The 22,469-nt window shown below is 60.5% G+C and carries 21 protein-coding genes and 4 tRNA genes; 7 read left to right on the top strand and 18 right to left on the bottom strand.

What is annotated here, in order from left to right:
- Positions 1-71 precede the first annotated feature (71 nt).
- The 13 genes from rpoB to RHE_RS08480 form a co-directional block, all read right to left on the bottom strand.
- Positions 72-4,211: a DNA-directed RNA polymerase subunit beta gene (rpoB, locus tag RHE_RS08535; RefSeq protein WP_011424975.1), complete on the bottom strand. Its 4,140-nt coding sequence runs from the start codon at positions 4,209-4,211 to the stop codon at positions 72-74.
- Between the two features lie 258 nt (positions 4,212-4,469).
- The gene (gene rplL / locus RHE_RS08530; RefSeq protein ID WP_011424974.1) at positions 4,470-4,853 is read right to left on the bottom strand and encodes a 50S ribosomal protein L7/L12; all 384 of its coding nucleotides are present in this window, start codon (positions 4,851-4,853) and stop codon (positions 4,470-4,472) included.
- A gap of 56 nt (positions 4,854-4,909) precedes the next feature.
- The gene (gene rplJ, locus RHE_RS08525; RefSeq protein ID WP_008521410.1) at positions 4,910-5,428 is read right to left on the bottom strand and encodes a 50S ribosomal protein L10; all 519 of its coding nucleotides are present in this window, start codon (positions 5,426-5,428) and stop codon (positions 4,910-4,912) included.
- A 330-nt stretch (positions 5,429-5,758) separates the two neighbouring features.
- On the bottom strand, positions 5,759-6,460 hold the full coding sequence (gene rplA, locus RHE_RS08520) for a 50S ribosomal protein L1 (protein ID WP_011424973.1): 702 nt from the start codon (positions 6,458-6,460) through the stop codon (positions 5,759-5,761).
- A gap of 4 nt (positions 6,461-6,464) precedes the next feature.
- Entirely contained in the window at positions 6,465-6,896 is a 432-nt protein-coding gene (gene rplK / locus RHE_RS08515) for a 50S ribosomal protein L11 (RefSeq protein ID WP_009985507.1), read from the bottom strand.
- 177 nt (positions 6,897-7,073) lie between these two features.
- On the bottom strand, positions 7,074-7,604 hold the full coding sequence (gene nusG, locus RHE_RS08510) for a transcription termination/antitermination protein NusG (protein ID WP_007791989.1): 531 nt from the start codon (positions 7,602-7,604) through the stop codon (positions 7,074-7,076).
- A gap of 17 nt (positions 7,605-7,621) precedes the next feature.
- Positions 7,622-7,822, bottom strand: a complete 201-nt coding sequence (secE, locus tag RHE_RS08505; protein WP_011424972.1) for a preprotein translocase subunit SecE — start codon at positions 7,820-7,822, stop codon at positions 7,622-7,624.
- A gap of 192 nt (positions 7,823-8,014) precedes the next feature.
- Positions 8,015-8,090 (bottom strand) — tRNA-Trp (locus tag RHE_RS08500).
- 166 nt (positions 8,091-8,256) lie between these two features.
- Entirely contained in the window at positions 8,257-9,150 is an 894-nt protein-coding gene (locus RHE_RS08495; protein ID WP_011424971.1) for an NAD-dependent epimerase/dehydratase family protein, read from the bottom strand.
- A 173-nt stretch (positions 9,151-9,323) separates the two neighbouring features.
- On the bottom strand, positions 9,324-9,458 hold the full coding sequence (locus tag RHE_RS34855; protein WP_276328709.1) for a hypothetical protein: 135 nt from the start codon (positions 9,456-9,458) through the stop codon (positions 9,324-9,326).
- A gap of 202 nt (positions 9,459-9,660) precedes the next feature.
- Complete coding sequence (tuf, locus tag RHE_RS08490; RefSeq protein WP_011424970.1) at positions 9,661-10,836, bottom strand: elongation factor Tu; 1,176 nt, start codon at positions 10,834-10,836, stop codon at positions 9,661-9,663.
- Between the two features lie 333 nt (positions 10,837-11,169).
- Positions 11,170-11,243 (bottom strand) — tRNA-Gly (locus tag RHE_RS08485).
- A 24-nt stretch (positions 11,244-11,267) separates the two neighbouring features.
- Positions 11,268-11,352 (bottom strand) — tRNA-Tyr (locus RHE_RS08480).
- A 203-nt stretch (positions 11,353-11,555) separates the two neighbouring features.
- Here RHE_RS08480 and rlmB point away from each other — a divergent pair.
- The 4 genes from rlmB (at position 11,556) to RHE_RS33485 (ending at position 13,690) form a co-directional block, all read left to right on the top strand.
- On the top strand, positions 11,556-12,446 hold the full coding sequence (rlmB, locus tag RHE_RS08475) for a 23S rRNA (guanosine(2251)-2'-O)-methyltransferase RlmB (RefSeq protein WP_011424969.1): 891 nt from the start codon (positions 11,556-11,558) through the stop codon (positions 12,444-12,446).
- 47 nt (positions 12,447-12,493) lie between these two features.
- Positions 12,494-13,186: an AprI/Inh family metalloprotease inhibitor gene (locus RHE_RS08470; RefSeq protein WP_011424968.1), complete on the top strand. Its 693-nt coding sequence runs from the start codon at positions 12,494-12,496 to the stop codon at positions 13,184-13,186.
- A 124-nt stretch (positions 13,187-13,310) separates the two neighbouring features.
- A complete protein-coding gene (locus tag RHE_RS33490; RefSeq protein WP_020921038.1) occupies positions 13,311-13,469 on the top strand; it encodes a hypothetical protein in 159 nt (52 codons plus the stop codon).
- A 71-nt stretch (positions 13,470-13,540) separates the two neighbouring features.
- Positions 13,541-13,690, top strand: coding sequence for a hypothetical protein (locus tag RHE_RS33485; RefSeq protein WP_166486896.1), 150 nt, complete (start codon positions 13,541-13,543; stop codon positions 13,688-13,690).
- Positions 13,691-13,702: 12 nt separating this feature from the next.
- On the opposite strand, the gene RHE_RS08465 is transcribed toward RHE_RS33485, so the two are convergent.
- Both RHE_RS08465 and RHE_RS08460 read right to left on the bottom strand, forming a co-directional pair.
- Entirely contained in the window at positions 13,703-14,113 is a 411-nt protein-coding gene (locus RHE_RS08465) for a hypothetical protein (RefSeq protein ID WP_073990372.1), read from the bottom strand.
- 129 nt (positions 14,114-14,242) lie between these two features.
- A tRNA-Thr gene (locus tag RHE_RS08460) sits at positions 14,243-14,318 on the bottom strand.
- A gap of 157 nt (positions 14,319-14,475) precedes the next feature.
- Here RHE_RS08460 and RHE_RS08455 point away from each other — a divergent pair.
- From RHE_RS08455 to RHE_RS08445, 3 genes are read left to right on the top strand one after another with little or no spacing between them, the layout of a single operon-like run.
- Positions 14,476-15,249, top strand: coding sequence for an NAD kinase (locus RHE_RS08455; protein WP_011424966.1), 774 nt, complete (start codon positions 14,476-14,478; stop codon positions 15,247-15,249).
- A gap of 4 nt (positions 15,250-15,253) precedes the next feature.
- On the top strand, positions 15,254-15,757 hold the full coding sequence (locus RHE_RS08450) for a hypothetical protein (RefSeq protein WP_011424965.1): 504 nt from the start codon (positions 15,254-15,256) through the stop codon (positions 15,755-15,757).
- Between the two features lie 32 nt (positions 15,758-15,789).
- Positions 15,790-16,809: an alpha/beta hydrolase family protein gene (locus tag RHE_RS08445; RefSeq protein ID WP_011424964.1), complete on the top strand. Its 1,020-nt coding sequence runs from the start codon at positions 15,790-15,792 to the stop codon at positions 16,807-16,809.
- Between the two features lie 51 nt (positions 16,810-16,860).
- Here RHE_RS08445 and prfB read toward each other — a convergent pair.
- From prfB to RHE_RS08430, 3 genes are all read right to left on the bottom strand, one after another.
- Positions 16,861-17,992 (bottom strand): peptide chain release factor 2 gene (gene prfB / locus RHE_RS08440; protein ID WP_166486895.1). Its coding sequence is split into 2 segments (ribosomal slippage): positions 16,861-17,922 and positions 17,924-17,992, totalling 1,131 coding nucleotides; the frame shifts between segments, so codons are not numbered across the junction.
- 101 nt (positions 17,993-18,093) lie between these two features.
- Positions 18,094-20,553 carry a penicillin-binding protein 1A gene (locus tag RHE_RS08435; RefSeq protein ID WP_011424962.1) on the bottom strand — a complete coding sequence of 820 codons (2,460 nt, stop codon included), beginning with the start codon at positions 20,551-20,553 and terminating at the stop codon, positions 18,094-18,096.
- 361 nt (positions 20,554-20,914) lie between these two features.
- Positions 20,915-22,174 carry an N-acetylmuramoyl-L-alanine amidase gene (locus RHE_RS08430; protein ID WP_042118261.1) on the bottom strand — a complete coding sequence of 420 codons (1,260 nt, stop codon included), beginning with the start codon at positions 22,172-22,174 and terminating at the stop codon, positions 20,915-20,917.
- Positions 22,175-22,469: the final 295 nt, after the last annotated feature.

Raw genomic sequence — 22,469 nt, 5'->3', positions numbered from 1 at the left:
CGGGCCGACATGGACGCGGCTTCCGGCGGGACCGGCGTGCGCCGCATCAGCAGCGCACGCCCTATCAATGTTTACTCGGCAGCGTCGGGCAGCTGGGTTGCCTGCGCTTCGTCGAGCTTGGTGTTCTCGAGCTCGACGCTGAGGCCCAGCGAGCGCATTTCCTTGACGAGAACGTTGAAGCTTTCCGGAATACCGGCTTCGAACGTGTCGTCTCCGCGGACAATGGCTTCGTAGACCTTGGTGCGGCCGGCAACGTCGTCCGACTTCACCGTCAGCATTTCCTGCAGCGTGTAGGCCGCGCCGTAAGCTTCGAGCGCCCAGACTTCCATTTCGCCGAAGCGCTGACCGCCGAACTGCGCCTTGCCGCCCAGCGGCTGCTGGGTCACGAGCGAGTAAGGACCGATCGAACGGGCATGGATCTTGTCGTCGACCAGGTGGTTGAGCTTCAGCATGTAGATGTAGCCCACGGTCACTTGGCGATCGAACTGCTCGCCGGTACGGCCGTCATAGAGCGTCGACTGGCCGGTGTCCTTGAGACCCGCCAGCCGCAGCATGTCGTTGACGTCACCTTCGTTGGCGCCGTCGAAGACCGGCGTTGCAATCGAAACGCCGCGCTTCCACTGGTCGGCAAGACGCAGAACCGACTCATCGTCGAATTCGTGGACCTGCTCGGCCTTCGGGCCGGCGCCAACGACATCGCCGATGGTCTTGCGCAGGGGCTCGATATTGCCATTGGCCTTATAAGCTTCGATCAATTCGCCGATCTGGCGACCCATGCCGGCACAAGCCCAGCCCAGGTGCGTTTCCAGGATCTGGCCGACGTTCATGCGCGAAGGCACGCCGAGCGGGTTCAGAACGACGTCGACATGCGTGCCGTCTTCGAGGAACGGCATGTCCTCGACAGGCACAATGCGCGAGACCACGCCCTTGTTCCCATGACGGCCGGCCATTTTGTCGCCCGGCTGGATCTTGCGCTTCACGGCAACGAAGACCTTGACCATCTTCATGACGCCCGGAGGCATTTCATCGCCGCGCTGCACTTTCTCGACCTTGTCCATGAAGCGCTGTTCGAGGCGCGACTTGGATTCGTCGTACTGGCCGCGGAGTGCTTCGAGCTCGCTCTGGACCTTCTCATCCTCGACGGCGAACATCCACCACTGCGAGCGGGGATATTCGGAGACGACGGCGTTCGAAAGCTCGGTGCCCTTCTTGAAGCCCTTCGGGCCGGCAATCGAGACCTGGCCGCGCAGCATGTCGATCAGACGGCCGTAGACGTTACGGTCGAGGATCGCCTGCTCGTCGTCGCGGTCCTTGGCGAGACGCTCGATCTCTTCGCGCTCGATCGCCATCGCGCGCTCGTCCTTCTCGACGCCATGGCGGTTGAAGACGCGAACTTCGACGATGGTGCCGTAGGTGCCGGGCGGCATGCGCATGGAGGTATCGCGCACGTCGGAGGCTTTTTCACCGAAGATGGCGCGCAGAAGCTTTTCTTCTGGCGTCATCGGGCTTTCGCCCTTCGGCGTGATCTTGCCGACGAGGATATCGCCCGGCTGAACCTCGGCACCGATATAGACGATGCCGGCTTCGTCGAGGTTCTTCAGCGCTTCTTCCGAAACGTTCGGAATATCGCGGGTGATTTCCTCGGGGCCGAGCTTGGTGTCGCGCGCCATCACTTCGAATTCCTCGATGTGGATGGAGGTGAACACGTCGTCGGCAACGATGCGCTCCGAGAGCAGAATCGAGTCTTCGTAGTTGTAGCCGTTCCAGGGCATGAACGCGACGAGCGCGTTGCGGCCGAGCGCCAGGTCGCCGAGATCGGTCGACGGACCATCGGCGAGAATATCGCCACGGTTGACGACGTCACCGACGGTGACCAGTGGACGCTGGTTGACGCAGGTGTTCTGGTTTGAACGCTGGAACTTCTGCAGACGGTAGATATCGACACCGGACTTGCCGGCTTCGAGGTCTTCCGTGGCGCGGATAACGATACGCGTCGCGTCGACCTGGTCGACCACGCCGCCGCGGCGGGCGCCGATGGCGGCACCGGAGTCACGCGCGACGACCGGCTCCATGCCGGTGCCGACGAACGGAGCTTCGGCACGCAGCAGCGGCACGGCCTGACGTTGCATGTTCGAGCCCATGAGGGCGCGGTTTGCGTCGTCGTTTTCCAGGAACGGGATGAGTGCCGCAGCAACCGAAACGACCTGCTTCGGCGAAACGTCCATCAGGTTCATGCTGTCGCGGGGCGCGAGCATAACTTCACCGGCGTGACGGCAGACGACGAATTCGTCGACGAAGGAACCGTCAGCGTTCAGCTCGGCGTTGGCCTGGGCGACGTAGTACTTCGCCTCTTCCATGGCGGAGAGGTAGAGCACGTCGTTCGTCACCTTGCCGTCGACGATGCGGCGGTACGGGCTTTCGATGAAGCCGTATTTGTTGACGCGGGCAAAGGTCGCGAGCGAGTTGATCAGACCGATGTTCGGGCCTTCCGGCGTTTCGATCGGGCAGATACGGCCATAGTGGGTCGGATGCACGTCACGGACTTCGAAGCCGGCGCGCTCGCGGGTCAGACCGCCTGGACCAAGGGCCGAAAGACGGCGCTTGTGGGTGATTTCCGAGAGCGGGTTGACTTGGTCCATGAACTGCGAGAGCTGCGAGGAACCGAAGAATTCGCGGACGGCTGCGGCAGCCGGCTTGGCGTTGATCAGGTCCTGTGGCATGACCGTATCGATTTCGATCGAGGACATGCGTTCCTTGATCGCACGCTCCATGCGGAGCAGGCCGAGACGGTACTGGTTCTCCATCAGCTCGCCGACCGAGCGGACACGACGGTTGCCGAGGTTGTCGATGTCGTCGATCTCGCCCTTGCCGTCGCGCAGTTCGACCAGCATCTTGACCACGGCCAGGATGTCGTCCTTGCGCAGGGTGCGCACGGTGTCTTCTACGGAGAGGTCGAGGCGCATGTTCATCTTGACGCGGCCGACGGCGGAGAGGTCGTAACGCTCCGCATCGAAGAACAGCGAGTTGAACATGGCTTCGGCCGATTCCATGGTCGGCGGTTCACCCGGACGCATGACGCGATAGATGTCGAACAGAGCGTCCTGACGGTTCTCGTTCTTGTCAGCCGAAAGCGTGTTGCGGATATAGGCGCCGACATTGATGTGGTCGATGCCGAGAACCGGGATCTCGTCGAAACCGTTCGCGAGGATGACGGCAAGCGTCTTCTCGTCGATCTCGTCGCCGGCCTCGAGATAGATCTCACCCGTAGAGTAGTTGACGATATCCTCGGCAAGATAATTGCCGTAGAGATCGTCGTCGCCGGCCTTCAGCGCCTTCAGGCCCTTATCGGAAAGCTGTCGCAGCAGGCGCGGCGTCAGCTTCTTGCCGGCTTCCACGACGACTTCGCCGGTATCGGCGTCGACCATCTCGGTGATCGCCTTGGCGCCCTTCAGCGTTTCCGGCTTGAAGGGAATGCGCCAGCCTTCGCCGTCGCGCTTGTAGAGCGACTTCGTGTAGAAGGTGTCGAGGATTTCCTCGCCGTCCATGCCGAGCGCCATCAGCAGCGACGTGACAGGGATCTTACGGCGGCGGTCGATGCGGGCGTAGACGATGTCCTTGGCGTCGAATTCGATATCGAGCCAGGAGCCGCGATAGGGAATGACGCGGGCGGCAAAGAGCAGCTTGCCGGAAGAATGGCTCTTGCCCTTATCATGGTCGAAGAAGACGCCCGGCGAACGGTGCATCTGCGAGACGATGACGCGCTCGGTGCCGTTGACGATGAACGTGCCGTTGTTGGTCATGAGCGGCATGTCGCCCATGTAGACGGACTGTTCCTTGATGTCCTTGATCGACTTTGCGCCGGTATCCTCGTCGATATCGAACACGATGAGACGGAGAGTGACCTTCAGCGGCGCGGCATAGGTCAGGTCGCGCTGGCGGCACTCGTCAACGTCGAACTTCGGCGGTTCGAATTCGTAAGACACGAACTCCAGCATCGAGGCGCCGGAGAAGTCGGTGATCGGGAAAACGGACTTGAAGACGGCCTGAAGGCCTTCGTCAGGGCGACCGCCCTTCGGCTCTTCAACCATCAGAAACTGGTCGTAGGACGCCTTCTGAACCTCGATGAGGTTCGGCATTTCTGCGACTTCGGGGATCTTACCAAAAAACTTGCGTACGCGCCTGCGACCATTGAACGAAAGGGTCTGAGCCATCGTCGCTCCTTCAAAATTGCATCCGGGCCTGCAACGGACGGGAACCGATGGCCAGTCGACCCCGCCGATCAATGAGTAGTTCAACCTCGTCCCACCTCCCGAAACAGCCAGGCCGGATTGCCTTGGCACTTCGGTTCGAGACCATGCTCTTGAAGAACCCATTACCCAAAAGCCGTTTTCACGCGGCTTTTGGGTAATTCGTTCAGGAAAACGGCAAATGGGAGGCAGTAAATGCCGCCTCCCACGTGCAGTTCAAGATTACTTGACGTCGGCCTTTGCGCCAGCGTCTTCAAGCTTCTTCTTGATGTCGGCGGCTTCAGCCTTGGAAACGCCTTCCTTGACAGCCTTCGGAGCGCCTTCGACGAGGTCCTTGGCTTCCTTGAGGCCGAGACCGGTGATGGCGCGGACTTCCTTGATGACGTTGATCTTGTTGGCGCCGGCATCCGTGAGGATGACGTCGAACTCGGTCTTTTCTTCTTCAGCCGGAGCAGCTGCGCCGCCTGCAGCGCCGCCAACGGCAGCAACAGCTACCGGAGCAGCGGCGGAAACGCCCCACTTTTCTTCAAGAAGCTTCGACAGTTCTGCAGCTTCCAGAACGGTCAGCGAGGAGAGGTCTTCAACGATCTTTGCGAGATCAGCCATTTTCTAGTTCCTTTTGTTCGGTTCGAACTGTTGAGTATGTACAGCGAAAAACCGCCTTAAGCGGCTTCGTCCTTCTTGGCGTAGGCCGAGAACACGCGAGCAAGCTGGCTTGCCGGTGCTGCAACAACGCCTGCAATGCGGGTAGCCGGGGTCTGGATCATGCCCAGCAGCTTCGCACGCAGTTCGTCCAGCGAAGGCAGGGTCGCGAGCGACTTGACACCTTCGGCGTTCAGCGTTGTCGTGCCCATGGCGCCGCCGAGAACCACGATCTTGTCGTTGGTCTTGGCGAAATCCATGACGACCTTCGGAGCGGTGATCGGATCATTGCTGTAAGCAATGAGGGTCTGACCCTTGAAGAGATTGGAAATCCCTTCCGCTTCCGTACCCTGAAGGGCAATTTTGGCCAGGCGGTTCTTCGCGACTTTGACGGTGCCGCCAGCAGCGCGCATCTTCGAACGAAAATCGTTCATCTGCGCGACTGTAGCACCAGCATAGTGGGCCACGACAACCGAGCCCGAAGCCTTGAAGACTTCGTTCAGTTCCGTGACGAATTCGCGTTTTTCCGCTCTTTCCACTGCCTATCTCCAGTTGGCGGGACCGTTTGAACGGACCCACCGGGTTGCCTTTTGCCCCTTGGGATCAAAAGAGATCCCAAGCGACGCTTGAGGATCCTGTCCCCTCGCGCTCCGCGCCAATCAAGGCTAAAGAGGCACAAGGCATCCAAGGCTCGAACCGAGTTCCAAGAAGCGAACTTCATGCAATTCGGGTCTTACCCGTCTCATGCAGGCCAAGTGATTAAGGGAAAACCACCTGCAATCTCGGACAGGATTCCGGATTTCTCCGGAATATTCCGGCCCCTTGTGAGGCCGGAAATTCAGAAGCCGGGCGCAAGCCCGACCTTAAACTTATGCAGTCGGAGCTGCGGTGACCGAGCCGACTTCGATCTTGACGCCCGGGCCCATGGTCGAGGAAATCGCCACGCGCTTGACGTAGTTGCCCTTGGCGCCAGCCGGCTTCGCCTTGATGACGGCGTCGGCAAAGGCGCGGATGTTTTCTTCCAGAGCCTTGGCGTCGAAAGAAGCCTTGCCGATACCGGCGTGGACGATACCAGCCTTCTCGACGCGGAACTCGACAGCGCCGCCCTTGGAAGCCTTGACGGCGCCGGCGACGTCCATGGTGACGGTGCCGACCTTCGGGTTCGGCATCATGCCGCGCGGGCCGAGAACCTTACCGAGACGGCCGACGAGCGGCATCATGTCGGGGGTGGCGATGCAGCGGTCGAATTCGATCTTGCCGCCCTGGACGATTTCGACGAGGTCTTCGGCGCCAACGACATCGGCACCGGCAGCCTTGGCTTCATCAGCCTTGGCGCCACGAGCGAAGACGGCGACTCGAACCGTGCGGCCCGTGCCGTTCGGCAGGTTGACGACGCCGCGAACCATTTGGTCCGCATGGCGCGGATCGACGCCGAGGTTCATCGAGACTTCGATGGTTTCGTCGAACTTGGCGACAGCCCGTTCCTTGACCATGCCGATGGCGGTCGTCAGAGCGTAGAGCTTGGTCGGATCAACACCTTCGTTGATTTTGCGAGTGCGCTTGCCTGCCATGGTCTTAACCCACCACTTCCAGGCCCATGGCGCGGGCAGAGCCCTCGATCATCGCCATTGCACCTTCGATATCTGCTGCGTTCAGGTCCTTCATCTTGGCTTCGGCGATCGTCTTGATCTGAGCCTTGGTGAGGGTACCGGCCTTTGCACCCTTGCCGGGCGTCTTGGAACCGGAGGTGATCTTCGCCTCCTTCTTCAGCCAATAGCTGACCGGCGGCTGCTTCATCGCGAAGGTGAAGGACTTGTCCTGGTAATAGGTGATGACGACCGGAATCGGCATACCCTTTTCCATTTCCTGCGTGGCGGCATTGAACGCCTTGCAGAATTCCATGATGTTAATGCCACGCTGACCAAGCGCCGGACCAATCGGCGGGGACGGGTTTGCCGATCCTGCCTTGACCTGAAGCTTGAGCTGGCCTGCAACTTTCTTAGCCATATCTCTCTGCCTTTCATGAACGGCCGGTCGCCCGACCCGTGATGCCGGATCGCTCCGGCGGCTGCGGTTGCGTGGTGCGGATCATTAGGGTCCGGCTAAGACCCCTCACCTTCCACGCGGATGCGGACAAGGTCCGCAAGAAGCAGGCCACAAGGACCCGCCTCCCATCTCTCGCGATCAGACCTTCTCGACCTGCGCGTATTCCAGTTCGACCGGCGTTGCGCGACCGAAGATCGACACTTCCACCTTCAGGCGCGAACGCTCTTCGTCCACATCCTGAACCGTTCCGTTGAACGAAGCAAAGGGACCGTCGGAAACGCGGACCTGCTCACCGATCTCGAAGGTGACGGACGCTTTCGGCCGCTCGACGCCTTCCTGAACCTGACCGAGAATGCGCTCGGCTTCATAATCCGGAATCGGAACGGGCTTATTGTCGGAGCCGAGGAAACCCGTGACCTTCGGCGTATTCTTGATCAGGTGGTAAGCCTCGTCCGTCAGATTGGCGCGGACCAGAACATAGCCCGGGAAGAACTTACGCTCGCTATCGACCTTGCGGCCGCGACGCACTTCCACGACCTTTTCGGTCGGCACGAGAATCTTCTCGAACAGGTGCTCAAGCCCCTTCTGGCGAGCCTTGTTCTCGATGTCCTCAGCCACCTTCTTTTCAAAATTCGAGTACGCGTGGACGATGTACCAACGTGCCGCCATTTTCATCTCCACCCGTATCAGTTGCCGGTATTGAGCACGAAGCTCAGGACCCAGCCGATCAGCTGGTCAGCGGCAAAGAAAAACAGCGCGGCAAAAACCACCATCACCAGCACCATGACCGTCGAGATCATCGTCTCGCGGCGCGACGGCCATGTGACCTTGGACGTCTCGGAGCGAACCTGCTGCAGAAACGCAATTGGATTGGATTTGGATGCCATCGACTGCCCACGCAATTACGGCGCGTAAAGCTGAAACTATCAGCCCCACGCACCGCGTGTCTGTTGAACCCTAAATAAACACCGATTTCCGAATGCACAAGAGGGAAACCGAGGTTTAACGAAATTAGTTGCCACCAATTGACCCCAGCCGGAATGCCGCGAGCAGCGCCGCGCTGTCCGAATCAGGGAAGATGGCAGGGGCAGAGGGGCTCGAACCCCCGACCTGCGGTTTTGGAGACCGCCGCTCTACCAACTGAGCTATACCCCTTCATGCCTGTCCTTCAGCGCCCGGGCCAAGACCCGCAAATCGCTGCTGAAATGCATGGCGCTCCCTTTAAGACGGCGGCAGCGGATTGGCAAGCACGATTTTCGATTTTCGAAGTCTTCCACTCATTTGCGAGTGTCCGCTTTTCGATCGCGCAACCGCAAAGCTTTCAAACCTTCACATATTTTCGCCAGTCGTGTTCTTCCTTGAAGCCCAGCACCTCGCGAATCTTGCGGTTGGAAAGCAGCCCCTCATATTCACCGATCTCGCGGGTGAAGGGTACGTTGGGAAAGAATCGCTTCGCCAGTTCCTTCGCCGGCGTATTGGCCGAAACTGTGTCGTTAGCGGCATTGAAGACCTGGTAGCCAAGCCCGTCCTTCTCGATGCAGAGATGGCAGATCTGTCCGAGGTCGCGAGCGTCGATATAGCTCCAGGTGATGCGCTTGCGCATCTCGGGATGGGCAAAATAGGTCGGAAACCGCTCATATTCATGCGGCTCGATAACGTTGCCGATGCGCAGCGCATAGATGTCGAAGCCCGATCGTTCGGCAAAAGCGCGCGCCGTCTTTTCGTTGACGACCTTGGAAAGGCCGTAAGAATCCATCGGATTGACGTCGTAATCTTCCTCCAGCGGGAACTGGTGGAAGTCGCGATGGCCTTCGGCGAAGCAGACGCCGTAGGTTGTTTCGCTCGACGCGACGATGATCTTCCGGATCCCGAGTTTCACCGCAGCCTCGATGACATTGTAAGTGCCCATCACGTTGATTCGGAAAGTCTCGTTGTCCGGCTTGATCAGGATGCGCGGAATGGCGGCGAAATGCACGACCGCATCAAAGGGTTGAACGCCCCTGCCCCCGTCGAGATCGGGGAAATCGCGATGCATCGACAGCGCGTTGAAGACTTGGCCGCTATCGGTGATGTCGGCGATGAGATTGGTGACGCCGGGGCTGTCCAGAGGCACGAGATCGAGGTTGTGAACCTCGTACCCTGCATTGACGAGCCATGGCACGGCATGGCGACCTGCCTTGCCGGAACCGCCTGTGAACAGAATCCGCTTTTTCATCGAAAGGTCCTCCGCATCATTAAACCGGAGGCATAGTTAGACGCTTCCGCGCGAAGAGCAAGCGAGCGTCCTGCAAGGGTTTCACCCCGCCGCGCCAGGAGCACCCTGTCCGGGAGCACCTGGCCCATTATTGCCCTATCACCGCAGCCCCGTGCGATGAACTGGAAAGGTCGTCACTTGACGACGCTTACCTCACCGATCTGCACTCCGGCCGACTGAACAACCTCTTGCGGAATCGCAGCGATGAAAAACATCGTGAAAACATACATCGCGAATATCGTCGCAACGAATGTGGCCTTTGGAATCATCCCGACTCTCCTCTTTACAAGGAGGAGTCTGGACTAAAATGAGCCAATCACAACTGCTTTCTGAACGTGAGATGAACAAAATACTGTGACGGGCATTCTTAACGATATTTTTACAACACCTGTTAAGCGGCTCGGATGCATCAAAAACGAAAAACCCCGCTGTTTCCAGCGGGGTCTTCCTGATTGTGGATAACCTGAAAGGTTACTCGACGATCGAAGCGACGATACCGGCGCCGACGGTGCGGCCGCCTTCGCGGATGGCGAAGCGCAGCTTTTCTTCCATCGCGATCGGAACGATCAGCTCGACGTCAACCGTGACGTTGTCGCCCGGCATGACCATTTCCGTGCCTTCCGGAAGCGTCACGATGCCGGTCACATCCGTCGTGCGGAAGTAGAACTGCGGACGGTAGTTGGTGAAGAACGGCGTATGACGGCCGCCCTCTTCCTTCGTCAGGATGTAGGCTTCTGCCTTGAACTTCTTGTGCGGCTTGACGGAGCCCGGCTTGCACAGGATCTGACCACGCTCGACGCCGTCACGGTTCACACCGCGGATCAGCGCGCCGATGTTGTCGCCGGCCTGGCCCTGGTCGAGCAGCTTGCGGAACATTTCAACGCCGGTCACCGTCGTCTTCGAGGTCGGACGGATGCCGACGATCTCGACTTCTTCACCAACCTTGATGATGCCACGCTCGACGCGGCCGGTCACGACCGTACCACGGCCCGAGATCGAGAACACGTCTTCGATCGGCATCAGGAACGGCTGGTCAACCGGACGCTCAGGCGTCGGAATGTAGGAGTCGACCGCTGCCATCAGTTCGCGGATCGCGTCTTCGCCGATCTTCTTGTCGGAGTCTTCAAGAGCAGCAAGCGCCGAACCCTTGACGACCGGAATGTCGTCGCCCGGGAAGTCGTAGGACGACAGAAGTTCGCGAACTTCGAGTTCAACCAGCTCGAGAAGCTCGGCGTCATCAACCTGGTCGACCTTGTTCAGGAACACAACGATTGCCGGAACGCCGACCTGGCGGGCGAGCAGGATGTGTTCGCGCGTCTGCGGCATCGGGCCGTCAGCAGCCGAGCAAACCAGGATCGCGCCGTCCATCTGCGCCGCACCGGTGATCATGTTCTTCACGTAGTCGGCATGGCCGGGGCAGTCAACGTGCGCGTAGTGGCGGGCCGGCGTCTCATACTCAACGTGCGCCGTCGAGATCGTGATGCCGCGTGCCTTCTCTTCCGGAGCCGCGTCGATCTGGTCGTACGCCTTGAACTCACCGAAGTACTTCGTGATCGCTGCCGTCAGAGACGTCTTGCCGTGGTCAACGTGGCCGATCGTGCCAATGTTGACGTGCGGCTTGTTGCGCTCAAACTTACTCTTTGCCATTTGAATGCTTCCTGTGAACGAAATGGTGGCCCCGGCGAACCGGTTTAGTGCCGCCGTTTAAGGCTTTCGGCGAAATTGCGCAAGACTTAATTGCAGACGCCAATCTTGGCGTGACAGCGCATATGGGAGACAATTCGCCGCCTGCAAGGCGATTCGCCGTGGCCCTTCCAAAAATCGCTGAAATCTCGGAGAAAATCCCACGGATCGCCAGGGACGAGCGGCCGCCATTGACGTCCCTCGCCTGCGGCAACACCGGCCGGCGTCCACCCACGGCTGGGAACAGCGTGCGCGACGACCGCGACTGCGATCGCATCAATTGGTTTTAAGGGAGACTGGAGCGGGTAGCGGGAATCGAACCCGCGTATTCAGCTTGGAAGGCTGCTGCTCTACCATTGAGCTATACCCGCGGGATGGTCCGATCCAATGACGAATGGTGGAGAGAGTTGGATTTGAACCAACGTAGGCTGAGCCAACGGATTTACAGTCCGTCCCCTTTAACCACTCGGGCATCTCTCCAGTTTTTCGTCCGGATCTTGAAGACCAAGTTCGTCAGACTTCGAAGCGTTGCCGCCCGTCGTCTGCGCCGCGTATATGACCGGAGCATTTCCGTCTGTCAACACGATGACAATGGAAAAAACACGAAAAATTTCATTCGCCGCCGAAAGCCGGCACATGAAAGAAAGCCTATGCGGCAGCGAACGCCATGGCTATAAAGCCGCATGAGCAAAGACAACAAATCCGGCGGCAAGGCCGCAACAGACCCATCCGCCAAGGATACGCACTACGCCAATCTGAGGCGCGCGCACCGCGACGCCAAGCGCGAACGCGGCGAGATCCCGACACCCCAGCCACAGAAGCGCCGGCGTGGAGCTGAGGACTGGAAGCCACCGGCGCTCGCGCCCGACCAGGTATATCTTTACGGCCTGCATACGGTGCGCGCCGCTCTCGACAATCCGGAGCGTAAGAAGATCAAGCTGTTTACGACGCAGAATGCGCTCGCGCGTCTGGAAATCGACGTCGAGACGCTCGGCATTCCCTTCGAAATCGTCTCGCCGCACGAGATCGACAAGGTGCTCGGTCCCGAGGCGATCCATCAGGGCGTCATGCTGGAAACGCGGCCGCTACCGGTGCGCCGGCTCGAAGCGCTAAAGGACAGCCCTCTCCTGCTCGTGCTCGATCAGGTCACCGATCCGCACAATGTCGGCGCGATCATGCGCTCGGCCGTCGCCTTCAATGCCGGGGCCGTTATCACCACTCAGAGACATAGCCCGACCGAGTCAGGCGTGCTCGCCAAATCCGCCTCCGGCGCCCTGGAACTGATACCTTATATACAGATCACCAACCTCGCCGATGCGCTCGGCGAATTGCACAAGCTCGGCTTCTCCACCATCGGCCTCGATTCGGAAGGGCCGGCGCCGCTCGAAGGCACCTTCTCAGGCGACAAGGTGGCGCTGGTGCTCGGCTCGGAGGGCAAGGGGCTCAGGCAGAAGACACGTGAGACCGTGACGGCGCTTGCCCGCCTCGACATGCCGGGCGCGATCAAATCGCTGAACGTTTCGAACGCCGCGGCGATCGCGCTCTACGCCGCGCGGCTTTACTTAAAGGCATAGGCTGGACTTAAAAGCGGCTTACGGGCCGCGGCAGAGGGGGGATTGCGATGATTGGTTTCATGCTTCGGCTCACAATTCCAGCAGCCATGCTGCTGGACTGCGGTTCGGCTGGGGCGCAGGATATCGATCCCGATATTCTGAGGGCGCAAGCGGGAACCTATCTGGTCGCGCCCGAAAACGGACGCGCCGGATGCCGGCTGACGCTCGAAACCGACCTTGCGATCGGCGGCTATTCGCTCTCGGGCCAGGACCATTGTTCCAAGCCGCTGCCAGCGCTTGCCGAAGCCGCTGCCTGGAATTTCGACGGCAATGGCGGCCTCATCCTGATCGATCCGACGCGCAAGGCCATCGCCCGTTTCGTCGAGAATGAGGGTTCGCCGATGAAAACGGAAGATGAAACACCGCTCCTGCTGCTCTCGGCACCCGATGGTGTCGATCGCCTGCCGACCTTCAGGAGCCTTGCCGGGACATGGGCGATGCAAAGACCGGGCGGCGAAAAGCTCTGCAGCGTGACACTCGACGGCACCCTCGATACGGACGGCCACGCGCCCTTGTCGCTTTCCGCAGACTGCGCCGCCAATGTCGCCAGGCTCAAGCTCGCCGTATGGAATATCGATGGTTTCGGGCTGACGCTGATGAGCCATGATGGTTCGTCGCTCAGCTTCGACATGCGCGCCGACGGCAATTTCGACAAGTCCAGAGAGGAAGGCGGCAAGCCGCTTTCGCTCGTGCGCCACTGATCCCGACGCAGGGCTCGACCCGGAGAAATCCACTTTTGCCTTGGAATGACCTTCTGGAGCATTATGATCTGGCGGCGATCGATCCGTAGCGACCGGTCACAAGTAAGAAGGAGCGATTCCCATCATGGCCATTCGACCGCTGATTTTCGGTATCCTCTTCATCGCGGCCTTTGTGGGAATCATCCTCAGCATCATCTGGGTGGACACGTCGCACCCCGTCCGCCAGCCCGATCCCCTGTCGCCGACGGCGCCCGGGCCCGCGACGCCGGGACCGGTGCAATAGGCCGAGAGAAACGCGGGCGGCGATTGTGCGTTAATCCCAACCGGAACGAGGATTGAACGCTTACGCGCGTAATGATCGCCATCGTCACCGTGATGGTCGCCTCGGTGCTCAGCATCGCAATGATGTCACCTTCCGGTGCCGGACAGACCGGCAACGGCGACAGGATCGAGGCGAGAGTCAACGACCCGTCGCGCATTGAACCGGAAACGGCCGGTGGCTGAGACCGACTGTCCTCAGCTGCGATAGAACCGGGGCATGCCGCGATCATATTGGCGCCACTCGCGACGCTCTTCCCAGCGCCACGGCCGCCAATGGCGGCGTTCATAGCGCCATTCGGACCGGCGCCAATCGCGGCCATCCCTCCAATCACGATCACCCCGCCAGTCACGATCATCCCGCCAATCACGGTCGTCACGCCAGCGGTCGTTTCGCCAGCTGTCATGAATCTGGACGATGCCGCTTTGCACCGATAGCGCCGACCGGTCGACAGGCACGGCGGCGGCCGGCGCAACGGCAGCAACGGCCGCACCGAGGGAGATGGCCGCGGTCAGAAAAATATGCGCGAACTTCATGGCTGTTTCCTCATTGACGATGAGGAGACACTGCGCCGCCACGGCTGAACTGCCGCTGAAGCAATCCTTCAGGCAAGGTTCAAAAGCGCGCCGGGCATTATCGGAACCAGTCCGCCTTCGTTCCCAACGGGACGACGGCGCGACAGCCTTCGCTTGGCCGCTCTCTTCGGCTCGCGGAGTCGAAGCTCACAGAGTGTAGGCTGGTGCCCCCGGCAGGGTTCGAACCCGCGACCCCCTGATTACAAATCAGGTGCTCTACCAACTGAGCTACAAGGGCAATAGCTGCCCAACTAACAGATTCTGCGATCCTGTAAAGGAAAATCCGTGCCGGCGCGGCCAAGTCGGCGCGGATCCAAAACACCTTGTCGTGCAAAACGGCCTTGTCGCGACTGCCATTTATCCTTTAGCTAGAGCAGCTTCACAAAGGGCATTGTATGGGCCGTTCATTCCAGACGCTTTCCTTTATCGCCTCGCCAACGATGGAGGCGCTCGCAGCGCGCGAAGAGCTGATTCGCATCTATGGCGACGTGCCGCAGGACAAGGCTGATGTCATCGTCGCTCTGGGGGGCGATGGCTTCATGCTGCAGACGCTGCACAGCACCATGAACTCGGGCAAGCTGGTCTATGGCATGAATCGAGGCTCGGTCGGCTTTCTGATGAATGATTACAGCACGGAACGGCTTCAGGAGCGTATCTGCGTCGCCGTCGAAAACGCCTTCCGTCCCTTGAAGATGACAACGGCCAATGCCGACGGTACCAATTCCACAGCGCTCGCCATCAACGAAGTCTATCTTTTCCGCCAGTCTTATCAGGCCGCCAATCTGAGGGTCGTGGTCGACGGGCGCGTGCGCCTGGAGGAGCTGATCTGCGACGGGCTGATGGTGGCCACCCCCGCCGGATCGACGGCCTATAATCTTTCCGCCCATGGCCCCATCCTGCCGCTCGAGGCGCCGCTGCTCGCCATGACGCCCGTCAGCGCTTTCAGGCCGCGGCGCTGGAGGGGCGCCCTGCTTCCGAACAAGGTGACTGTCGATATCGACGTGCTCGAGCCGGTGAAGCGGCCGGTGAATGCGGTGGCAGACAATACGGAAGTCAAATCGGTGCTGCATGTCCGCATCGCCCAGTCGGAGCATATGACGGCGCGTATCCTCTCCGATCCGGACCGCTCCTGGTCCGACCGCATTCTCGCCGAGCAGTTCAAGGATTGAAATGATGGCAATGCGCCTGACATTGATGACCACGATTTTCCTCGTCGGATGCTCGGCCGCGATCGCTGCTCCCACGCAGGACGTCATCCTGCCGGCTTCTGTGATTTTCGCGACCAGCACCGGCTACTGGGAGGACGACGGCAACGCACCGGCCGTCGAGCGGGCGCCCGCCACTGCCGAAAGCGTTTCCGACTCCCAGGAAAGGCGCCATGGTTACTATAAGCTCTTTGCCGTGCGTCAGCCGGACAGGACGTCGAAAGTCTATCTTCAGCAGATCGCGCAGACCGAGACCGGTCCGGCGATTGCCTCGACCATCGAGCTGCAGGAGATCAGCGATCTGAAGCCTTACGTGACCGATATCCGCCCCGAAAACTCGAGCGGCATCATCAAGCAACCCGGTCTCTTCGCCACAATCTATCTGAAGACTGATCCCGCGGCCGAGCCGGACGGCTGGACCGTGCTGATCGACGAACTCGGCGACATCACCATCGAGAAAGCGACCAATTGAGCAGCGAGACGCTGTTCGCACAGGCGACGAAGATGAAACTCGGTTTTCGCGAGGGCGTCCTCTACGACGACCGGAGACAGGACTGGGACTCAGCCGGCCCAAGACCCGTCCGCTGGTCGCTATGGTATCCGGCTGCCGATAACGCGCAGGAATGCGAGATCCAGGAGAGAAGCTGGTTTCGGAAGGCCGCGGTCGCCCGCGACGCACCGATTCGGCCCTCAGACCGGCCTTATCCGCTCGTCCTGCTGTCACACGGCACCGGCGGTTCTGCGGCCGGACTGGAATGGCTGGCGCGACGCCTGGTCGATCGCGGATTTGCAGCGCTCGGCGTCGATCATCACGGCAATACGGGCAGTGAGCCTTATCGCGCCGAAGGTTTTGCCTGTCTCTGGGAACGGGCGCCGGATCTGAGCTTGATGCTCGACCGCCGTCGCGACTGGCTTGGCGATCTTGCCGGTGGGATCGATGCAGACCGTGTATTCGCGGCCGGATTTTCGGCCGGAGCCTATAGCGTCATGCTGCTTCTCGGCGCTGTCACCCAGTTCTCGCAGTTCGAACCGTCAAGGCTGAAGCCGGGTGCTCCACGCTGCCCAAGGGAATTTCCCGATCTTGCCGATCATATCTCCGCCTTACTTCGTACCAGCGATGTTTTTCGCGAATCATGGTCCCGCATGTCGCAATGCTACCGGGACGACCGGATTACGGCGGCGCTGCTGTGCGCACCAGGTCGTTCCATTCTCGGTTTCAGCGAAGAGAGCCTGAAAACTGTCGTGGCACCCGCTCTTATCCTTGTCGGCGATGCCGACAAGGCGGCACCAGCCGAGGAATGTTCTTCTTGGCTGCATGAGCGGCTGACCGGCAGCGCCCTGAAAATCTTCGGCGGCGGCCTCGGGCATTATATCTTTGTGCCGGAGGGCACCGGGCTCGGCCTTGCCTTCGCCGCCGAGCTCTTCACCGATCCGCCGGGCATCGAACGGGGGGCCGTTCATGACGAGATTGCCGCTCTATCGGCAGCTCTGTTTCATGACGGCGATGCCGGCGCGATAGGCTGAACAAAAAAGCGCTGTTCCCAGGGCTTTTCTGATTTCCATACTGCCGAATTATCAGTCGACATCCTCGACGACCGCATCGGCGGCGCCGCTGATGCGGTGGGCAAGTGCTGCTTCCATGAATTCATTCAGATCGCCGTCGAGCACGTCATCCGGCGCGGTGCTGGCAACGCCGGTGCGCAGGTCCTTGACCAGCTGATAGGGTTGCAGCACGTAGGAGCGGATCTGGTGACCCCAGCCGATATCCGTCTTGGAAGCGGCTTCGGCGTTGGCGGCCTCTTCGCGCTTCTTCAACTCTGCTTCGTACATCCGGGCACGCAGCATTTCCCAGGCCTTGGCGCGGTTCTTGTGCTGCGAACGTTCCTGCTGGCAGGCCACCACGATGCCGGTCGGGATATGGGTGATGCGCACGGCCGAGTCCGTCGTGTTGACGTGCTGGCCGCCGGCGCCGGACGAACGATAGGTGTCGATGCGGCAATCGCTTTCGTTGATGTCGATGTTGATCGAGTCGTCGACGACCGGATAGACCCAGATCGACGAGAAGGACGTGTGACGGCGCGCATTGCTGTCGTAGGGGGAAATGCGCACCAGACGATGCACGCCCGATTCCGTCTTCAACCAGCCATAAGCATTGTGGCCCTTGACGAGCAGGGTGGCGGACTTGATGCCAGCCTCTTCGCCGTCATGGACTTCGAGAAGCTCGACCTTGAAGCGCTGGCGTTCCGCCCAGCGGGTGTACATGCGCAACAGCATGTTGGCCCAGTCCTGACTTTCGGTGCCGCCGGCGCCGGAATGGACTTCCAGATAGGTGTCGTTGCTGTCGGCCTCGCCGGAGAGCATCGCCTCCACCTGGCGGCGCGCGGCCTCTGCCTTCAGTGCCTTCAAGGCGTCCTCGGCCTCTTTGACGATGCCTTCGTCGCCTTCTTCCTCACCCAACTCGACCAGTTCGACATTGTCTTTCAGCTGCTGTTCCAGCTGCCGGACGCCGTTAACTCCGTCATCGAGCTGCTGGCGCTCGCGCATCAGCTTCTGCGCTTCCTGCGCATCGTTCCAGAGGTTCGGATCCTCTGCCTTGTTGTTCAACCAGTCCAGTCGTCTTATCGCCTGGTCCCAGTCAAAGATGCCTCCTCAGCAGGGTGATAGCCTGCTTGGTTTCATCGACCACGTTTTCGATTTCGGCTCGCATTTTCCTGCTTCTCTGTAACGGTCTTCTTCGAGTGCTGGTGACATAGAGACGCCCGCCGCGGATGTAAAGAGCCGGGGCGGGCTTCCAAAATTGGATGAGGCTCAGAAGAGGCCTGGCGTGCCGGTCTGAACGGCCTGGTTGGCCTGAGGCGAGGTCTTCAAGATCTCCTCCGGCGCCATGGTGCTGTCCATGCCGATGACGGAGAAGCTGTCGGCAGGTCCGGTGCCGGGCTTGAAGGCTTCGACGATCGTGTTCGGATCGCCGTCGGCGGCGGCCATGCCGGTCTTGCGGTCGATCGGGATCAGGTTCATGCCCTGCGGAATGACGAATTTCGATTCCGGCATGTCCTTGACGGCGGCCTGCATGAATTCGTTGAAAATCGGCGCGGATAGACCGCCGCCGGTACCGCCGCGGCCGAGCGGGGCCGGCGTATCGAAGCCCATATAGAGGCCGGCGACCAGATCCGGCGTGAAACCGACGAACCAGGCATCCTTCTCGTCATTGGTGGTGCCGGTCTTTCCGGCGACGTCGCGGCCGCCGAGATCGATCTTGCCGGCAGCGGTGCCGCGCTGGATGACGCCCTGCATCATCGAGGTGATCTGGTAGGCGGTCATCGGGTCGAGGACGGTTTCGCGGTTGTCGACGACATTAGGCTCTTCCTGGTTCTGCCAGTCGCCGGCATTGCAGCCCTCGCAGAGGCGCTCCTCATGCTTGAAGATCGTCTTGCCGTAGCGGTCCTGGATACGGTCGATCAGCGTCGGCTTGATCTGCTTGCCGCCATTGGCAATGACCGAATAGGCGGAGACCATGCGCAGCACTGTCGTGTCGCCTGCGCCGAGCGACATGGAGAGAACCGGCAGCATGTGATCGTAGATACCGAAGCGTTCGGCATATTCGGCAACGATATTCATGCCGAGATCGTTGGCGAGGCGCACCGTCATCAGGTTGCGCGAATGCTCGATGCCCGAGCGCAGCGTCGACGGGCCGCCGACTTCGCCGCCGTAGTTCTCCGGCTTCCAGACCTGGCCGCCCGAGACGATCTCGATCGGCGCGTCCATGATGACGGAGGCTGGCGTATAGCCATTGTCCATCGCCGCTGCGTAGACGAAGGGCTTGAAGGAGGAGCCCGGCTGGCGCATCGCCTGGGTGGCGCGGTTGAATTCGGACTGGGCATAGGAGAAACCGCCGACCATGGCGAGCACGCGCCCAGTCTTCGGATCCATGGCGACAAGGCCGCCCTGTACCTTCGGGGGCTGGCGCAGACGGTAGGAGGTCGACGACTCGTCGCCGAGCTTCTCGACATAGACGACGTCGCCCGGGCTCAAGACGCCGGCCGGCGATTTTGCGGTCTTGCGCGAGCCGTCCGCCGAGCGGTAGGCCCACTGCATGCTCTTGGCGTCGATGGTGCCGCGCAGACGGTCCGCCGCAACCTTGCCGCTGCCGTCCTTGGCCGGCTGCAGGCCGATGTCCACATTGTTATCCGATGCGGCGAGCACGACGGCGAGGCGCCATTCCGGCACGTCGGACAGCGCGGGAATATCGGCAAGCGCCTTGCCCCAGTCGCCGCTTGCATCGATCTGCTTGATGGGTCCATGGAAACCGCGGCGCTCGTCATAAGTGACGAGGCCGTCCTGCAGCGCCTTGCGGGCGGCAAGCTGCATCTGCGGATCGAGCGAGGTCCGCACGGAAAGGCCGCCCTCATAGAGCACCTTCTCGCCATATTGATCGATGAGCTGGCGGCGCACGGCTTCGGCGAAATAGTCGGAAGCGAAGAGCGAAGGACCGGTGCTGCGGGCGGTAACGCCCAGCGGCTGCTTCTTGGCTTCGGCGCCGTCGCTCTGGCTGACATAGCCGTTCTCGACCATGCGGTCGATCACCCAGTTGCGGCGCTCGAGCGCAGCCTCCGGATGGCGGAAAGGATGATAATTGGCAGGACCTTTCGGCAGCGATGCCAGATAGGCGGCCTCGGCAACGGTCAATTCGGTAACGGACTTGTTGAAATAAGTGAGTGCGGCGCCAGCGATGCCGTAGGAATTCAGGCCGAAAAATATCTCGTTCAGGTAGAGCTCGAGAATCTTGTCCTTGCTGTAGGCCTGCTCGATGCGGAAGGAGAGAATTGCTTCCTTGATCTTGCGATCGATCGTCTGATCCGAGCTCAAAAGGAAGTTCTTGGCCACCTGCTGGGTGATTGTAGAGGCGCCGACCGGGCGGCGGCCCGAACCGAAATTCTGCAGATTGACGAGGATTGCACGGCCGAGACCGGTGAGGTCGACGCCCGGATGGTTGTAGAAATTCTTGTCCTCGGCCGACAGGAAAGCGGCCTTGACCCGGTCGGGAATGGCCTGGATCGGCAGGAAGAGACGTTTTTCCTTGGCATATTCGGCCATGAGAGCGCCGTTGCCGGCATGGACGCGGGTCGTCACCGGCGGCGCGTAGCTGTTCAGAACAGCATAGTCCGGAAGATCCCTGGCGACATTGGCGAGATAGATGGCAATGCCCGCCGCCGCGACCAGAAACAGGACGCAGGCCATTCCGAAGAAATATCCAAGAAGTCTAAGCATATTTTCAGCTACCGGTCTCTTCGATCTGCAATCGGCGCGGACGCAACGATTGCACAGATCGAGACAATTTGCACGTTGCGCGCGGCTTACTCCATGAGCGCTACCGCCACAAGCCGATTCCGCGCCTCAAGCTAGGAAACATAAGCCGGAGTAACGGCGCGAATGTGAGCAAAATAGGGCTCTGCCCGCCGCATTCGTCGCTGCGGCAGCGTTTCATCAGGACTGTCACATCCAAGCAACGCCCTTCCCCGCCGACAAACCGAAGCGCGCCGCTCAGAACGTGATTCATCGGATGTGTCCAAGTCTCTGTTTTCATGGAATATCGCCTGAGCGAACCCATTAGAATTTTCGGGCGGCGTTCTTATCCGCCATTCGCCACGACGCCGGTGCGGTATCGCTTCACCGCCTCGGTCACGAGATCGACGATCCTGGTGCGCCAGGTTTCGTCGAGCAGCAGTTTTTCGTCTTCGGCATTCGACAGGAACCCGAGCTCGAGCAGGATCGACGGCACATCGGGCGCCTGCAGCACGCGGAAGCCGGCGTGGCGATGCGGATTGTTGATGGTGCCGATCTGGTCCTTGAAGGAATTCAGCACGCTCTCGGCCAGCGAGATCGAGAAGGCCTGCGTCTCGCGCCGCGTCAGATCGAGCAGGATGTCGGCGACCTCAGGCGGCTCGGCGACCGTCTCCTTGCCGGCGATCTGGTCGGAAAGGTTTTCGCGCTCGGCAAGGTCGGCTGCGAGCTTGTCGGAGGCCTTGTCCGAGATCGTATAGACAGTCGCGCCGCGGATATCCTTCTGTTTCAGCGTATCGGCATGCAGTGAAATGAACAGGCCGGCATGGTTCTGGCGGGCGATCAGCACGCGCTGGGAAAGCGAGAGGAACTCGTCGTCACTGCGCGTCAGGAACGCCTTGATGCCCGGTTCCTTGTTCAGCCGGTCGGCCAGGGCCCTGGCGAAGGCAAGCGTGACCTGCTTTTCCTCGGTCTTCGTATCGACGCCGATCGCGCCGGTATCGATGCCGCCATGGCCGGCGTCGACGGCAATGACGAAATCGCCGGGGGCTGTTTTTTCTGGCGCCGGAATGGCGCTCGTCGTCTGGGCCGCCTCGGTCCGATCGTCCCAGGATTGTGTCTTGACCAATTCGGCAAAGGCCTGTTTATCGATCACCTCGGCATCGAGCACCAGGCGATGGCCCCTGCCCGCCTCGTCGGCCTGCACCTTGGCCAGCGAGAGCTTCACCGGCGCTGCCGTCGTCAGCACGATGCGGGCGCTCTCCTCGTCCATCTTGCCGTAGCGGATATCCTTGAAGAGGCCGCGGGCTGCCAAATCCTTCGCCGGAAAACCGAAGGCGGTGGCCGGCAGATCGACGACGATCCGCTCCGGATTGGCGATATAATGGACGGAGAAACGGGGTTCGCGATCGAAATCGATGACGATACGCGTCCTGGCGTCGTCGCCAATGATACGCGCCCCATAGGCGAGCAGCGGATCCTTCGTCTCGGACGAACCCGCGAGGCCAGGCAGGAGGCAACATGCAATGAGCACCGCCGTCTGAACCCGCCTTGCCAATGTCGATCGCCGCGTTGCGGACTGCGCCGCGATCCGAGCCCTCTTAAACAATAAACCGCCACACCCTCTATTATGCCGCGATGAACTAGATATGGCCGGAACGGACGCCCGAGAGCGAAACGCCTTGCCGCCTGCCGAATCGCGGTCACCTGCCCCAGTTTCTATGCGATTCGAAATCCATCAATATTATGGCACATTTGGCTTTTCCCTTGCTATTGTGACAGAGAAAACATACAACGCATTTTAGGGTAGAAGTGTTGACGGGATAGAGTCGCCGCAAGGGCTGCCAGCCAGATCTGGACCTGGCGCCACATCGGTCATCGTCCGCCGTCTCATGCGCTTCAAC

Source organism: Rhizobium etli CFN 42 (genome assembly GCF_000092045.1).
Lineage (GTDB): Bacteria > Pseudomonadota > Alphaproteobacteria > Rhizobiales > Rhizobiaceae > Rhizobium > Rhizobium etli.
Note: the sequence above shows the minus strand (reverse complement) of the source record. Positions and strands in the feature narration are given on the sequence as shown.

What these genes read in the sequence shown, in the direction of transcription:
- RHE_RS08495 (WP_011424971.1), bottom strand. Translation starts at nt 9,150, where the DNA reads ATGAAAAAGCGGATTCTGTTCACAGGCGGTTCCGGCAAGGCAGGTCGC.
- RHE_RS33490 (WP_020921038.1), top strand. Translation starts at nt 13,311, where the DNA reads ATGGCCATTCGACCGCTGATTTTCGGTATCCTCTTCATCGCGGCCTTT.
- RHE_RS33485 (WP_166486896.1), top strand. Translation starts at nt 13,541, where the DNA reads ATGATCGCCATCGTCACCGTGATGGTCGCCTCGGTGCTCAGCATCGCA.
- secE (WP_011424972.1), bottom strand. Translation starts at nt 7,822, where the DNA reads ATGGCATCCAAATCCAATCCAATTGCGTTTCTGCAGCAGGTTCGCTCC.
- RHE_RS08470 (WP_011424968.1), top strand. Translation starts at nt 12,494, where the DNA reads ATGATTGGTTTCATGCTTCGGCTCACAATTCCAGCAGCCATGCTGCTG.
- RHE_RS34855 (WP_276328709.1), bottom strand. Translation starts at nt 9,458, where the DNA reads ATGATTCCAAAGGCCACATTCGTTGCGACGATATTCGCGATGTATGTT.
- RHE_RS08435 (WP_011424962.1), bottom strand. Translation starts at nt 20,553, where the DNA reads ATGCTTAGACTTCTTGGATATTTCTTCGGAATGGCCTGCGTCCTGTTT.
- RHE_RS08450 (WP_011424965.1), top strand. Translation starts at nt 15,254, where the DNA reads ATGGCAATGCGCCTGACATTGATGACCACGATTTTCCTCGTCGGATGC.
- rplA (WP_011424973.1), bottom strand. Translation starts at nt 6,460, where the DNA reads ATGGCAGGCAAGCGCACTCGCAAAATCAACGAAGGTGTTGATCCGACC.
- rplK (WP_009985507.1), bottom strand. Translation starts at nt 6,896, where the DNA reads ATGGCTAAGAAAGTTGCAGGCCAGCTCAAGCTTCAGGTCAAGGCAGGA.
- rplL (WP_011424974.1), bottom strand. Translation starts at nt 4,853, where the DNA reads ATGGCTGATCTCGCAAAGATCGTTGAAGACCTCTCCTCGCTGACCGTT.
- RHE_RS08445 (WP_011424964.1), top strand. Translation starts at nt 15,790, where the DNA reads ATGAAACTCGGTTTTCGCGAGGGCGTCCTCTACGACGACCGGAGACAG.
- rlmB (WP_011424969.1), top strand. Translation starts at nt 11,556, where the DNA reads ATGAGCAAAGACAACAAATCCGGCGGCAAGGCCGCAACAGACCCATCC.
- rpoB (WP_011424975.1), bottom strand. Translation starts at nt 4,211, where the DNA reads ATGGCTCAGACCCTTTCGTTCAATGGTCGCAGGCGCGTACGCAAGTTT.
- nusG (WP_007791989.1), bottom strand. Translation starts at nt 7,604, where the DNA reads ATGGCGGCACGTTGGTACATCGTCCACGCGTACTCGAATTTTGAAAAG.
- tuf (WP_011424970.1), bottom strand. Translation starts at nt 10,836, where the DNA reads ATGGCAAAGAGTAAGTTTGAGCGCAACAAGCCGCACGTCAACATTGGC.
- RHE_RS08455 (WP_011424966.1), top strand. Translation starts at nt 14,476, where the DNA reads ATGGGCCGTTCATTCCAGACGCTTTCCTTTATCGCCTCGCCAACGATG.